General features: G+C 41.1%; 14 protein-coding genes. 5 read left to right on the forward strand and 9 right to left on the reverse strand.

The genetic code is table 11. The features are described from left to right. Window positions 1-3: 3 nt before the first annotated feature. The 5 genes from ACOV1Q_RS04880 to ACOV1Q_RS04900 all read right to left on the reverse strand — a co-directional run bounded on the left by ACOV1Q_RS04880 (window position 4) and on the right by ACOV1Q_RS04900 (window position 3,390). Window positions 4-285 carry a DUF427 domain-containing protein gene (locus tag ACOV1Q_RS04880; RefSeq protein ID WP_424493240.1) on the reverse strand — a complete coding sequence of 94 codons (282 nt, stop codon included), beginning with the start codon at window positions 283-285 and terminating at the stop codon, window positions 4-6. A 1-nt stretch (window position 286) separates the two neighbouring features. Beyond that, window positions 287-1,258, reverse strand: coding sequence for an L-histidine N(alpha)-methyltransferase (egtD, locus tag ACOV1Q_RS04885; RefSeq protein WP_424493241.1), 972 nt, complete (start codon window positions 1,256-1,258; stop codon window positions 287-289). 147 nt (window positions 1,259-1,405) lie between these two features. After that, window positions 1,406-1,783, reverse strand: a complete 378-nt coding sequence (locus ACOV1Q_RS04890) for an energy transducer TonB (RefSeq protein ID WP_424493242.1) — start codon at window positions 1,781-1,783, stop codon at window positions 1,406-1,408. A 306-nt stretch (window positions 1,784-2,089) separates the two neighbouring features. Beyond that, complete coding sequence (locus ACOV1Q_RS04895; protein ID WP_424493243.1) at window positions 2,090-2,554, reverse strand: energy transducer TonB; 465 nt, start codon at window positions 2,552-2,554, stop codon at window positions 2,090-2,092. 11 nt (window positions 2,555-2,565) lie between these two features. Further along, complete coding sequence (locus ACOV1Q_RS04900; protein WP_424493244.1) at window positions 2,566-3,390, reverse strand: thymidylate synthase; 825 nt, start codon at window positions 3,388-3,390, stop codon at window positions 2,566-2,568. Between the two features lie 238 nt (window positions 3,391-3,628). On the opposite strand from ACOV1Q_RS04900, the gene ACOV1Q_RS04905 reads away from it, so the two are divergent. Beyond that, window positions 3,629-3,754, forward strand: coding sequence for a hypothetical protein (locus ACOV1Q_RS04905; RefSeq protein WP_424493245.1), 126 nt, complete (start codon window positions 3,629-3,631; stop codon window positions 3,752-3,754). On the opposite strand, the gene ACOV1Q_RS04910 is transcribed toward ACOV1Q_RS04905, so the two are convergent. From ACOV1Q_RS04910 to ACOV1Q_RS04925, 4 genes are all read right to left on the reverse strand, one after another. Beyond that, entirely contained in the window at window positions 3,751-5,358 is a 1,608-nt protein-coding gene (locus ACOV1Q_RS04910; RefSeq protein ID WP_424493398.1) for a NupC/NupG family nucleoside CNT transporter, read from the reverse strand. The two genes, ACOV1Q_RS04905 and ACOV1Q_RS04910, sit on opposite strands and share 4 nt — an antisense overlap. Before the next feature lie 101 nt (window positions 5,359-5,459). Beyond that, complete coding sequence (locus tag ACOV1Q_RS04915; protein ID WP_424493246.1) at window positions 5,460-6,074, reverse strand: bifunctional nuclease family protein; 615 nt, start codon at window positions 6,072-6,074, stop codon at window positions 5,460-5,462. An 85-nt stretch (window positions 6,075-6,159) separates the two neighbouring features. Continuing rightward, window positions 6,160-7,128, reverse strand: coding sequence for an electron transfer flavoprotein subunit alpha/FixB family protein (locus ACOV1Q_RS04920; RefSeq protein WP_424493247.1), 969 nt, complete (start codon window positions 7,126-7,128; stop codon window positions 6,160-6,162). Window positions 7,129-7,244: 116 nt separating this feature from the next. Continuing rightward, window positions 7,245-7,991, reverse strand: a complete 747-nt coding sequence (locus ACOV1Q_RS04925; protein WP_424493248.1) for an electron transfer flavoprotein subunit beta/FixA family protein — start codon at window positions 7,989-7,991, stop codon at window positions 7,245-7,247. Between the two features lie 168 nt (window positions 7,992-8,159). Between ACOV1Q_RS04925 and ACOV1Q_RS04930 the strand changes: the two genes are divergently transcribed. From ACOV1Q_RS04930 to ACOV1Q_RS04945, 4 genes are all read left to right on the forward strand, one after another. Next, the gene (locus ACOV1Q_RS04930; RefSeq protein WP_424493249.1) at window positions 8,160-9,137 is read left to right on the forward strand and encodes a pyruvate dehydrogenase complex E1 component subunit beta; all 978 of its coding nucleotides are present in this window, start codon (window positions 8,160-8,162) and stop codon (window positions 9,135-9,137) included. A 244-nt stretch (window positions 9,138-9,381) separates the two neighbouring features. After that, window positions 9,382-9,897, forward strand: a complete 516-nt coding sequence (locus tag ACOV1Q_RS04935; protein ID WP_424493250.1) for an inorganic diphosphatase — start codon at window positions 9,382-9,384, stop codon at window positions 9,895-9,897. A 205-nt stretch (window positions 9,898-10,102) separates the two neighbouring features. Next, the gene (locus ACOV1Q_RS04940) at window positions 10,103-10,510 is read left to right on the forward strand and encodes a GlcG/HbpS family heme-binding protein (protein ID WP_424493251.1); all 408 of its coding nucleotides are present in this window, start codon (window positions 10,103-10,105) and stop codon (window positions 10,508-10,510) included. A 228-nt stretch (window positions 10,511-10,738) separates the two neighbouring features. Beyond that, the gene (locus tag ACOV1Q_RS04945; protein WP_424493252.1) at window positions 10,739-13,114 is read left to right on the forward strand and encodes a sodium-translocating pyrophosphatase; all 2,376 of its coding nucleotides are present in this window, start codon (window positions 10,739-10,741) and stop codon (window positions 13,112-13,114) included. Window positions 13,115-13,194: the final 80 nt, after the last annotated feature.

Consider the following 13,194-nt stretch of genomic DNA (forward strand, 5'->3'; position numbering starts at 1 on the left):
ATTTTATTCTTCCACCTTTACGCCATTCCAAAATGCCACATGATCCTTGATCTCTTTTGCAGCATCTTTGGGATGATGATAATACCAGGCTGCATCTTCGTTCTTCTCGTCTCCCACCTGGATAGTAAAATAAGAAGCTCTTCCTTTCCAGGGGCAGGTGGTATGCGTTTCACTTAACTGAAAATATTTGTCGTGGATGGCTTCGGGCGGAAAATAATGATTTCCTTCCACTACTTTGGTGTTATTGCTTTCTGCTAAGACTGTTCCGTTCCAAATCGCTTTCATTTTAACTGCTTTTAGTGAATAAGAAATTTTTAAAATATTCTTTGCTGTCCGAAAAGCTTCCGGTGATTTCCAGTCCAGATTCTTTTGCGAGCCATTTGACAGAATGGGTATCGTACTTTTGGGAAACTTCGGTGTGAATGCTCTCCCAGGCATCAAAATGTACTTCTAAATTTAGAGAATTTATCTGGACTGTTTGCTCTTTCTTACTTACTAAAAAACTTTCTGTAGTGCCAGATTCGGGATTGTAAACCGGCCAGTGCAAAAAACTATCTACATCAAAGTCGGCATCAAGTTCCCTGTTGATCCTGCTAAGGAGGTTTTTGTTAAAAGCTTCTGTCACCCCCGAAGGATCGTTATAAGCGTTCAGAATTTTCTGCGGATGTTTTTTCTGGTCCAGCCCCACAAAAAAGATGTCATCCTGGTGCATGGAATCTTTTATCTTTTTCAGGAATTTTACTGCCATTTCGGGCACAAGATTTCCCAGGTTAGAACCAAGGAACATAATTACTTTTTTTCGGCTGTTATATTCTTTTAGGCGCTCCAATACCTCGGTATAGGTTCCCTGCTGTGGTGCGACAGAAAGTTGAGGAAATTCCTCAGTCAGACTTTCGGAAAGTTCCTGCAGGACGTTATGGCTAATGTCTACAGGCACATATTGAAAATTCATCTTTGCCTTTTGAAGGTACCTGAGCAGGACCTTGGTTTTTTTTCCATCGCCCGCGCCGAGTTCAATAAGGTCAAAGCCTTCCTCGGCCATAAATGCTGCTGCAATTTCTTCTTTATTCTGCTCCAGAATATCATACTCCAGGTTGGTGAGATAATATTCGGGCAGGTTCATGATTTCCTGGAATAATTTATCCCCTTTCTGGTCATAAAAATATTTGGAACTTAATTTCTTCGGAAAAGCTGAAAGACCTTCAAGCACATCATTATGAAATCCGCTGAGAGTTGGTGACTGGGCGTTTTTATTCATGGAAAAAAGTTTTCTACTACAATTGAGCCTGAATCCTGGTCTTGACGATTTAAAAACCGAACATAAAAAAAGGAAACAACATCGTGTTTCCTTCAAATTTACGATTTTAACGAGATCCTCTAGTTAAAACATTATTAAGAAGATGCTCTAAAATCTATAGGTAGAAGTAAAGGTTCGGGCATCGGGTTCACCATTAAGGGTTCCCGGCTTCATTTTGGGGATTTTGTTGATCATTTCGCGTGCTGCCTGTTTTACCTCGGGCTTGTCACCTTCAATAGAATTTATTTTGATTTTGCCTTCTTCAGTGACATCAAAAGAGATTTTGACTTCGCCACGAACGTACTCATTATTGTCATTCATGGGATACTGGTAATTTTGACTCACATGAGCTGAAAGTTTTTGGTTAAAGCAATCGCCTACGTCTTCAGCATCTTCACAACCCGGCCATACGGGAGAAGTTTGCTGTGCGTTCGTCATTCCAATTCCGCCAATTAAAAAGCAGGCAATTAGTAAAATCCTTTTCATAATTCGGTTAAAAATTTAATTAATAAATGATTTTTCACACCATCGAAAGAGCTTGAGGTGCCTTAGATTTCCCAATTTAAGAGGTTAATTGGAGAATTCAAAAAAAACCTGTTCCTTCTGTAAATTAGAAGAGGATTTATGTACAAAAAATTTGGAAGAAGTAATTTTTTAAGAGAAAAAGATTGGGATAGCACCCTGTTTTAAACGAGAGTTCAGGAGCCTAAACTTTTTTCAGGTTCCTGAACTATAGACCTGGAGATGCCGAGATAAATTTCGCAGCATTCTACAAGGTATTATTAATAAATTTTATTTATTGATTTGCATGCTAATGGGGAGTACATATTTTACCGATACATTTTCACCATCTTTGGTAGCAGGAACAAAAGAAGGCAGTACTGATGCAACTCTTTCCGCTTCACGGTTAAATTCGGTATTCGTGCCACTACTTTGTATATTACTAACGGTACCATCACTACCGATAATGAAATTTACTTCGGTAGTATAAAAGCCGCTGTTCTTGATAAACTTTCTACTTTTTATTTCCCTGAACACATAATTCATGATCCTTTTTGAAGTGCATTCTCTAACATTTTTCTTTCCTTCACATTTTGTAAGATATGCGGGTGTGTCAAAGTCTGTTACATAGGCATTAGAATCAACTTCGTTTGAAGCAATTTCATGTTCCTGTCCACTTAAGGATAACGTAAAGCAGGAGAAAAAGAGAAAAAGGATTAACAATTGATCGCGTTTAAATGTTGTGGGTTTCTTCATGATTAGAATTTTTAAATGGCAACTTGGCCTTTAATAGCAGGATGCGGATCGTAATTCTCAAGGCTGAAATCTTCAAAAGTAAAATCAAAAATGCTTTTCACCTCCGGATTTATTTTCATGGTTGGCAATTCCCGCGGCTCCCTTGAAAGTTGCAATTGTACCTGATCCATGTGGTTGTTGTAGATGTGTGCATCTCCAAAAGTGTGGATGAAATCTCCCGCTTCATAACCGCAAACCTGCGCGATCATCATCGTAAGCAAGGCATAAGAAGCAATATTGAACGGTACGCCGAGGAAAATATCAGCGCTGCGCTGGTAAAGCTGGCAGGAGAGTTTTCCATTTGCTACATAAAACTGAAAAAATGCATGGCATGGCGGTAAAGCCGCTTTGTTGTTCGCAACATTTTCTGAAAATGATTTAGAAGTATCTGGCAGGACTGAAGGATTCCATGCCGAAACCAACATTCTTCGACTATTTGGGTTCTTTTTAAGCGTCTCTATAATTTCAGAGATCTGGTCAATTTCTTCACTGTTCCAATTTCTCCACTGCTTTCCGTAAACAGGGCCAAGATCCCCATTTTCGTCTGCCCATTCATTCCAGATACGCACGCCGTTTTCCTGAAGGTATTTAATGTTGGTGTCACCTTTCAGGAACCATAAGAGCTCATAAATAATAGATTTTAAATGCAGTTTTTTGGTAGTGACCATTGGAAATCCTTCGCTAAGATCAAACCGCATCTGGTAACCAAAAACACTTTTCGTCCCGGTGCCGGTGCGGTCGCCTTTTTCATTCCCATTTTCAAGTACGTGCTTTATAAGGTCGTGGTATTGTTTCATAATTATTATGCTTAAGAGGAAGAAATTCCGGAGACAAATTAATACATAAAAACGGCATTTTCAGAAGAAAATTTTACCGGTTCTAAAGCTGCTAAAATAGAAAACTGAAGGACAATAAAGAATATTTTACTTCAAAAATAGCATTTTAAAGAGTTATTCATGAAAAAGTAAGCCTAGCGATCTTTAAGTACTTTCATTGATAATTTCCATTATAAAATGCTGAAACTCCAAACCCTTAATGATAGTATTACAGTCGTTAGGACGTGGTTTTACTCAAATATACAAGAAGCTAATCCTGGTAGCGATACGGTCGATTTATCCGTTTATTAAAGTTGAAAACGAACCGGTAAAAGCACCTTTTTAACCAATGATCATTCCTGCGATCGTAGCAGAAAGAAGCGAGGCGATTGTACCGCCAAGAACGGCTTTCATCCCAAATTCGGAAAGGGTTTTTCGCTGGCCCGGAGCAAGCGAACCAATCCCGCCAATTTGTATCCCAATAGAGGCAAAATTTGCAAATCCGCAGAGCATATAAGTCGCCATAATTACCGATTTCTGATAGTTGAAGCTAAGCAAGTTGGCAGGATTTTTTAATTCGGCTAATTGAACATATCCCACGAATTCACTTGCGGCGAGTTTGATTCCCAGGAGTTGTCCCATGAGCATCATATCTTCCGTAGCTACACCAATTAGCCACATAAGTGGGGCAAAAATGGTTCCCAAGATGGATTCCAGGGATAGCCCGGCATAGGGTGTGTGTTCTGCAATCACTGCACTTAAGGTTGTAACATCTCCAATCACACCAAGCACGTAATTGATCATGGCGATAAAGGCGATGAAAACAAGCAGCATTGCGGCCACATTGGCGGCAAGTTTTAGTCCTTCGGTAGTTCCGTTTGCAATGGCATCCAGGAAATTTGAACCAATATTTTCCGAAGAAACTTCAACATCTGAATTTACTTTTTCCTGTTGTGGATATAATATTTTGGAAACCACGATGGCTCCCGGTGCGGCCATTACAGATGCTGCCAAAAGGTGTTCTGCAAACTGCAAACGCAGCTCAGGATCGTCACCTCCCAGAAAACCGATATAGGCAGCTAAAACTCCGCCGGCAACCGTGGCCATACCACCCACCATTACCAGCAGGATTTCTGAGCGTGTCATTCGCTCAAGGTAAGCCTTGATCATTAGCGGGGCTTCTGTTTGTCCCAGAAAAATGTTTCCTGCGACACTTAAACTTTCAGGACCTGAAATACCCATTAATTTTGTGAGAACCCAGGCCATTCCTTTTACCACAATCTGGATCACTCCCAGGTAGAAGAGGACAGATGTTAAAGCAGAAAAGAAGATTATGGTGGGTAAAACCTGAAACAAGAAGATGAAGCCAAAGCTTTCCACATCCATCATACCGCCTAAAAGAAATTCACTACCTTCTGCAGTAAAATTCAGGATAAGCACAAAAATACCTCCCACAAATTCAAAAATGTTCTGAATAAATTCCACTTTTAAGACCCCTACGGCCAGCAGGAGCTGAGCGAGTATTCCCACTCCTATGGTTTTCCAGTTGATTGCTCTTCGGTTACTGCTAAAGATGAAAGCAATAAAAATAAGGGAGATCATGCCCAGGGCTCCTCTCCAGATACTGGTAAAAGAAATCCCCTGGTTTGGGATAAGATTTTTTCCCACTTCGGCAGGTATCGCTTCTTCCACACTCATCTCCTGTGGCATTGCCCTAAAACTATAAAAACGGTTATTGCCTGAAAGCGCAAGAGTGCTATCGGTTAATTCGGTTACTCTAAAATTTTGAACGCTGTCCCGGGGAGAATCGTAAAAGAATATGAGTACATCATTTTGGTAAACGTAATCTCCCGAAGCATTTTGTATGTTTTCTCCATGCAGGGAGTATTCAAAACTACCATCCTGTAAGTTTAGGAAATCGTTTTCCTCATCGATGTTGAAAAGTGCCAGATTTGTGCTGTCTTCGACAGATTCCGGAGTCCAGGATTTTGGAGGTTGTTCCGAATAAGATCAGAAGGAGGCAACACCAATATTTTTTCATGAAATAGAAATTATTTTCGTTTAGAGATTTCATCTCTTATGCGTGCCGCTTTTTCGTAGTCTTCACTCTTTACGGCGTTGTCAAGCATATTATTGAGTTCGCTTAATGATAGCTTCTTGTAATCTGTATCGGTTGATTTAATTTCAATTTCATCAGAAAAAAGTTCATCGGCTATGATGCTTTCTTTTTCCTCTTCCTCTTGTTTGGCGTCGCCTTTTAAATAAATACCTGCTTTGTCAAGTATGTTTTTATAAGTGAAAATTGGTGCCTGGAAACGCAGAGCGAGTGCAATGGCATCGCTCGTTCTGGCATCTATGATCTCTTCTATTTTGTCCCTTTCACAAATGAGGCTGGAATAAAATACCCCGTCCACAAGTTTGTGGATGATCACCTGCTTTACTACAATTTCGAATCTATCTGAGAAATTTTTAAATAAATCGTGGGTAAGGGGCCGCGGCGGACGAATTTCTTTCTCCAGCGCAATGGCAATGGATTGTGCTTCAAAAGCTCCTATTACAATGGGTAATTTTCGTTCTCCGTCTACCTCACTCAAAATAAGGGCATAAGCTCCATTCTGGGTTTGACTGTAAGATATTCCTTTAATGTTAAGGCGCACTAAACTCATACTGCAAAAATAAAAAAAAGCTGTCTAAATAGGGCGATAAACCTAATTTAGACAGCCCTTTAAATCGGCTCGCAATTTATAAAAATTATGCGTTATTCGCCTTAAATTCCTTTAATTTTTCGGTAAGCTTTGGTACGATCTCGAAGGCATCACCCACGATACCGTAGTCTGCAGCCTTAAAGAAAGGAGCTTCAGGATCATTGTTGATTACCACTTTCGTTTTAGAAGCGTTGATTCCCGCCAGATGTTGAATCGCTCCAGAAATTCCTACGGCGATATAGAGATTCGCTGCCACCGGCTTACCTGTCTGGCCTACGTGTTCACTATGCGGTCTCCAGCCCATATCACTCACAGGCTTTGAACATGCAGTCGCGGCGCCTAAGGTTTCGGCCAAATCTTCAATCATTCCCCAGTTCTCGGGGCCTTTGAGTCCACGGCCTCCCGAAACTACAATTTCTGCATCGGCAATAGTCACTTTATCTGCTGCCTTGTCTACGGAAACCACGTTTACAGAAAAATCTTCGGAAGCCAAAGAAGGGCTAAACTCTTCTTCTGAAAGCTCTGTTTGATCTTCTTTTAATCCAAAGGCATTTTTGGATACTCCTATGATTTTAACATCGGTGGAGATCTGGGTGATATTGAAGGCTTTATTTGTAAAAGCCGTTCTTTTCACCTGTAATGGATCGGTGTTTTCTGGTAAGGCAACCACGTTTGAAGCATAACCTGCTCCCAAATGAACTGCTAATAGAGGTGCAAGATATTTTGCGTTTGCGCTTTGGCTAAGCACCACAACTTTGGCACCTTCTTTTTCGGTGGCTTGCTTTAGCGCATCTGCGTAAGCCTCGGCGTTAAATTTGGAAAGCTTGTCGTTGTTGATTTTCAGGACTTTGCTCACACCGTATTTTGCAAGTTCTGAAGTGTCGTCTGCGTTAAAAGCAACTGCAGTAACCGTAGTGCCCATTTTATCGGCAACACCTTTGGCATAGGAAGCGACTTCAAAAGCCGTTTTCTTAAACTTTCCTTCTTCTGATTCTGTATATACTAAAACTGACATGATTTATCTTTTTATGTTACTCCCGTTCTTTAAAAACGTTCGGGAAGTTATTTTAATTTTAAAACCTAAAATTCCAAATCCTAAATAAAGGGATTTTGAATTTTACACCTTGAACATTAGATCACTTTTGCCTCATTGTGAAGCAGGTCTACCAGTTTATCCAGTTCTTCAGGGTCTATCATTGTAATATTTCCTTTTGGAGCCGGCTTCTCAAATCTTACGGCTTCAGTTTCAGGATTGGTTTCTACCGGTTGTACAACGTTTAGCGGCTTTTTTCTTGCCTGCATGATCCCTCTCATGTTCGGGATCTTAAGATCACTTTCTTCCACAATTCCTTTTTGACCTCCAACTACTAATGGAAGGCTTGCTTTTAAAGTTTCTTTTCCTCCATCGATTTCGCGAATGGCTGTAGCTTCATTTCCTTCAACCTCCAGGCTAATACAGGTATTGATGAAATTGGCACCAGTAAGGGCCGCTACCATCCCGGGAACCATCCCGCCGTTGTAATCAATAGATTCACGTCCTGCAATAACTAGATCATATTCGCCGTCTTTCACCACTTTTGCAATTTGTTTGGCAACGTAAATACCGTCTGTGGCCGAGGTGTCAACTCTTATTGCAGTGTCGGCTCCAATAGCAAGTGCTTTTCTCAAAGTTGGTTCTGTTTCGGCTCCTCCTACGTTCACTACGTCTACAGTTGCTCCCTGTTTTTCTTTGAACCACATTGCGCGGGTAAGACCGAATTCGTCATTTGGATTTATGACAAACTGTACGCCGTTCGTATCAAATTTTGTGTCTCCTTCAGAAAAATTAATTTTTGAAGTAGTGTCCGGTACGTGGCTAATGCACACTAATATTTTCATATAATTGATTTTTTGTGATAAAAATTGAAATAATTGATTACGAAGATACATAAAATCAGACGAAATTTACTATGCATGCATAAGAAATTTTTTATTCCGAAGTAGTCGTTTATCCTTATATGAATTACTATTTTTGTCTTTAATTTTTACAAAAATCATATACTCATAATGAAGACTATCCAATTTAGGGAAGCAATAGCCCAGGCGATGAGCGAAGAAATGCGCAGGGATGACACCATTTATTTAATGGGAGAAGAGGTAGCTGAATATAATGGTGCTTACAAGGCTTCTAAGGGAATGCTGGATGAATTTGGCCCTGACCGCGTAATTGACACGCCTATTTCTGAATTAGGTTTTTCAGGTATTGGGGTGGGAAGCGCCATGAATGGCAACCGTCCTATCATTGAATTCATGACGTTCAATTTTTCTCTTGTAGGAATTGACCAGATTATAAACAATGCGGCCAAGATGCGCCAAATGAGCGGTGGCCAGTTTAATATACCTATTGTTTTTCGTGGGCCAACAGCTTCTGCAGGTCAATTGGGTGCGACGCATTCTCAGGCTTTTGAAAGCTGGTATGCAAATACTCCCGGACTTAAAGTGATAGTTCCTTCAAATCCTTATGATGCGAAAGGACTTTTAAAAGCTGCCATTCGTGATGACGATCCGGTAATTTTTATGGAGAGTGAGCAAATGTATGGTGATAAAGGAGAAGTGCCCGAGGAAGAATATGTGTTGCCAATTGGAAAAGCAGATATTAAAAGGGAAGGTAGCGATGTAACCATTGTATCTTTTGGAAAGATCATTAAGGAAGCTTACAAAGCGGCCGACGAGCTTGAGAAAGAAAACATCTCCTGTGAGATCATAGATTTACGAACCATTCGTCCTATGGATCATGAAACTATTCTGGAATCGGTTAAAAAGACCAATCGTTTGGTGATTCTTGAAGAGGCATGGCCTTTCGGAAACATCGCAACCGAAATTACTTACCAGGTTCAGGAAAAAGCCTTTGACTTCCTTGATGCACCAATCATCAAAATAAACACAGCCGATACGCCTGCGCCATACTCTCCTGTTTTATTAAAGGAATGGTTACCAAATCATGAAGATGTGGTAAAAGCAGTCAAAAAGGTAATGTACAAGTAAGATTCTGTTCCGGTGCTTTCCGGGATTGAAGAATGCAAGATCGTTACCGACTTCAGTAGGAGGTTGAATAAATAAATTAGAAAAACCCTTCAGGAGATCTGAAGGGTTTTTTGTTGAATAGTGTGAAAAATGTCTTAAACCGTGCTGAGTATTTGATTTTCACCACCCGTAGGTCATTTTAATTTTTAAGAATGTGTATATTTGCCGCCCTTAATTCTGAATAAAATATTTTAAATACATAAAAATGAGTAAGACTTTTGATGTTTTAATTGAAATTCCGAAAGGAAGCCGAAATAAATATGAATATGATTTTGACCTGAAAAAAGTAAGATACGACAGGATGATCTTTTCATCTATGATGTATCCTGCAGATTACGGCTTTATTCCGGAGACTCTTGCGCTGGATGGTGACCCGCTTGATGTACTTGTTTTAGTGACAGAACCTACGTTTCCAGGTTGTGTGATGGAAGTGAAACCAATCGGGGTTTTCCACATGGCCGATGAAAAAGGGCCGGATGAGAAGGTAATTTGTGTGCCGGTTTCCGATCCTATCTGGAACAAGTATAATGACCTTGCAGATATTAATGGGCATCTTGTAAAGGAGATCGAACATTTCTTTAAAGTATATAAGGATTTAGAGCAAAAGAAAGTAGATGTTGAAGGCTGGGGGAACCTTGCGGAAGCAAATAAGATCATTGATGAATGCATTAAGCGTTACAAAGATGATGGTGGCAAAAAAGGCAATTTTGGGATAAAATAATCTCTGAAGTGAAGATGATTTTTTACGAAAGCAGTAACTTTTAAAGTTGCTGCTTTTTTGTTTTAGAATATTTTTAGGAAAGCAACATACAGATATATAATCGAGTGCTAAAAATGTCATAATCATCTGATTATATAGAACATAAACTGTACCTTGGGCTGGAACGGACGACTCGTACCGTGTTTAATTCCTAAAAAAAAGATCTATGAATATTACTCTATTACAGGCAGAAAAAATTATTAAAGCGGCAAAAGAGAAGGCGCAGGCTTTAGATACCAAAATGAACATTGCAGTGGTCGACGGAGGCGCCAATTTAGTAGCATTTCAACGTATGGACGGTGCCTGGCTGGGTTCTGTGGACATAGCTGTCAAAAAAGCCAAAACAGCACGTTATTTTGATATGAATACAGGGGAAATTGGAAAACTTTCCCAACCCGGGCAGCCATTATTCAATATAGAACATTCCAATAACGGACTTATTACTTTTCCCGGCGGAATTCCGATTAAAAATGGTACAGGGGAAATTCTGGGTGCCGTGGGAGTGAGTGGTAGCACTGTTGATAACGATCACGCCGTAGCACAAGCAGGTGCAAATGCGATAGACGGGGTTTAGGAGCTTTCCGTTATTGCAAACACGATGATTTGCAGAGGCGGATTTACATTTTTTAAAATGTTTAACAAAAATCCCATTTTTCAATAGTGAGGATTTTACCTTTTATATGAATTTTTTGTTTAAAAAATTGTGTTGTTAAGTAGTAAGTTGCTGAGAAACATTTATTTTAATGTTTTTTATTTCAGGATTTTCCTAACTTTAGCAATACTAACTTTTTAACAAAAAATTATGGAATCAATAATGATATGGGTCCCGGCAGTTCTTTCTGTACTGGGACTTATTTTTATGTGGGCGAAACGCTCCTGGGTTTTAAAGCAGGATACCGGCGACGGAAAAATGAGAGACATATCTTCTCACATCTACGAAGGAGCCCTAGCTTTTCTCAATGCCGAATATAAACTGCTTACATTTTTTGTGATTGGCGCCAGTATCGCATTGGCGGCAATATCCTTTATAGTTCCAACTACGCATATCCTTATTGTTGTTGCCTTTATTTTTGGAGCTGTTTTTTCAGCTTTCGCAGGAAATATTGGAATGAAGATCGCAACGCAAACAAATGTTCGCACCACCCAGGCCGCGAGAACAAGTCTGCCGAAAGCTCTAAAGGTCTCTTTTGGGGGTGGTACCGTTATGGGGCTGGGCGTTGCCGGTTTAGCAGTTCTTGGTCTCACAGGCTTTTTCATCATCTTTTTCCACTATTTTATGGGCGGGGAGTGGACAGATATTCACTCTATGACCGTAGTACTGGAAACCCTGGCCGGTTTCTCGCTGGGAGCCGAATCTATCGCACTTTTTGCCCGTGTTGGCGGCGGGATTTATACTAAGGCGGCCGATGTGGGGGCCGATCTCGTTGGAAAAGTAGAAGCGGGAATTCCGGAGGATGATCCGCGTAATCCTGCAACGATTGCAGATAACGTAGGTGATAACGTAGGGGATGTTGCAGGAATGGGTGCCGATCTCTTCGGAAGTTATGTCGCTACGGTTCTTGCGGCCATGGTTTTAGGAAATTATGTGATTAAGGATATGGGCGGAAACATCATTGGCGAAGGTTTCGGAGGAATAGGCCCTGTGCTGCTCCCAATGGCAATCGCAGGTGTAGGAATCATCATTTCTATTATCGGGACTTTACTCGTAAGTATAAAGAATAATGACGCCAAAGAGCCTGAAGTGCAAGCTGCGCTTAATAAAGGAAACTGGATCTCTATAATATTGGTGGCTGTTAGTTCCCTGTTTTTGGTAAGATGGATGCTTCCCGAAACCATGCAAATGGAATTCTTCGGGGAAGGTTTACAGCAAATTTCTTCGTGGAGAGTGTTCTATGCAACCCTCGTGGGGCTTGTAGTGGGCGGAGTAATTTCTGCCGTAACCGAATATTACACCGGGCTTGGTAAAAAACCGGTACTTTCCATCGTTCAGAAATCCAGTACGGGAGCAGGAACGAATATTATCGCCGGGCTTGCCACAGGAATGATCTCTACATTTGGTTCGGTCTTACTTTTCGCAATTGCGATCTGGGCTTCTTATGCCTTCGCAGGATTTTACGGAGTAGCACTCGCAGCTTCAGCCATGATGGCGACTACTGCAATGCAACTGGCCATTGATGCCTTTGGCCCGATTGCCGATAACGCCGGGGGAATTGCCGAAATGAGCGAATTACCTTCTGAAGTGCGGGAACGGACAGATATTTTGGATTCTGTAGGAAACACTACTGCAGCCACCGGAAAAGGTTTTGCGATCGCTTCTGCGGCCTTGACTTCTCTGGCACTTTTCGCAGCTTATGTTACTTTTACGGGTATTGATGGGATCAACATTTTTAAAGCTCCTGTACTCGCCATGTTGTTTATAGGAGGAATGATCCCGGTTGTTTTTTCGGCGCTCGCAATGAATTCTGTTGGAAAAGCTGCGATGGAAATGGTTTTTGAGGTGCGCCGACAGTTCAGGGAAATCCCCGGAATTATGGAGGGCACCGCAAAACCTCAATATGATAAATGTGTTGAGATCTCTACAAAAGCTGCACTTCGGGAAATGGTACTTCCGGGGCTGCTTACCATTGGCTTCCCAATTGTGATCGTACTGGTGCCCATGTTGTTTGGATACGAGAACAGATTAATTGCCGAAATGCTGGGCGGTTATATGGCCGGAGTGACCGTGAGCGGTGTGCTTTGGGCGATCTTTCAAAATAACGCCGGTGGTGCCTGGGACAATGCCAAGAAATCTTTTGAAGCCGGGGTGATGATCAACGGAGAGATGACCTATAAAGGATCTGACGCCCATAAAGCTGCCGTAACGGGAGATACGGTGGGAGACCCGTTCAAGGATACTTCCGGGCCTTCTATGAACATTTTAATCAAGCTTACCTGTTTGATAGGACTTGTAATTGCGCCAATTTTAGGGCAGGAGATGGCCATTGCCGAAACTCCGGAAGTTGATGAAGTCACTATCCAGGCGGAAATAGAAACGGAAGAAACAACTCTTGCTGTTTCTGAAGAAATGCTGACTGAAAAGCGGATTTCAGAAGCTGTAGTGACAAAAGGGTTTGCTGCTAAAGAGAATAAAGAAATAACAGGAACATCTTCCGAAGCAACACAGGTTCAGAAAAAATAAGGTTCCAAAAATGGCATTTTGAAGTGCTAAAATAATTTTAAAATCCCGGCTCGTTTGCCGGGATTTTTCATTTTAAATGT

This window comes from Salinimicrobium maris (genome assembly GCF_049680855.1).
Taxonomy (GTDB): Bacteria; Bacteroidota; Bacteroidia; order Flavobacteriales; family Flavobacteriaceae; genus Salinimicrobium.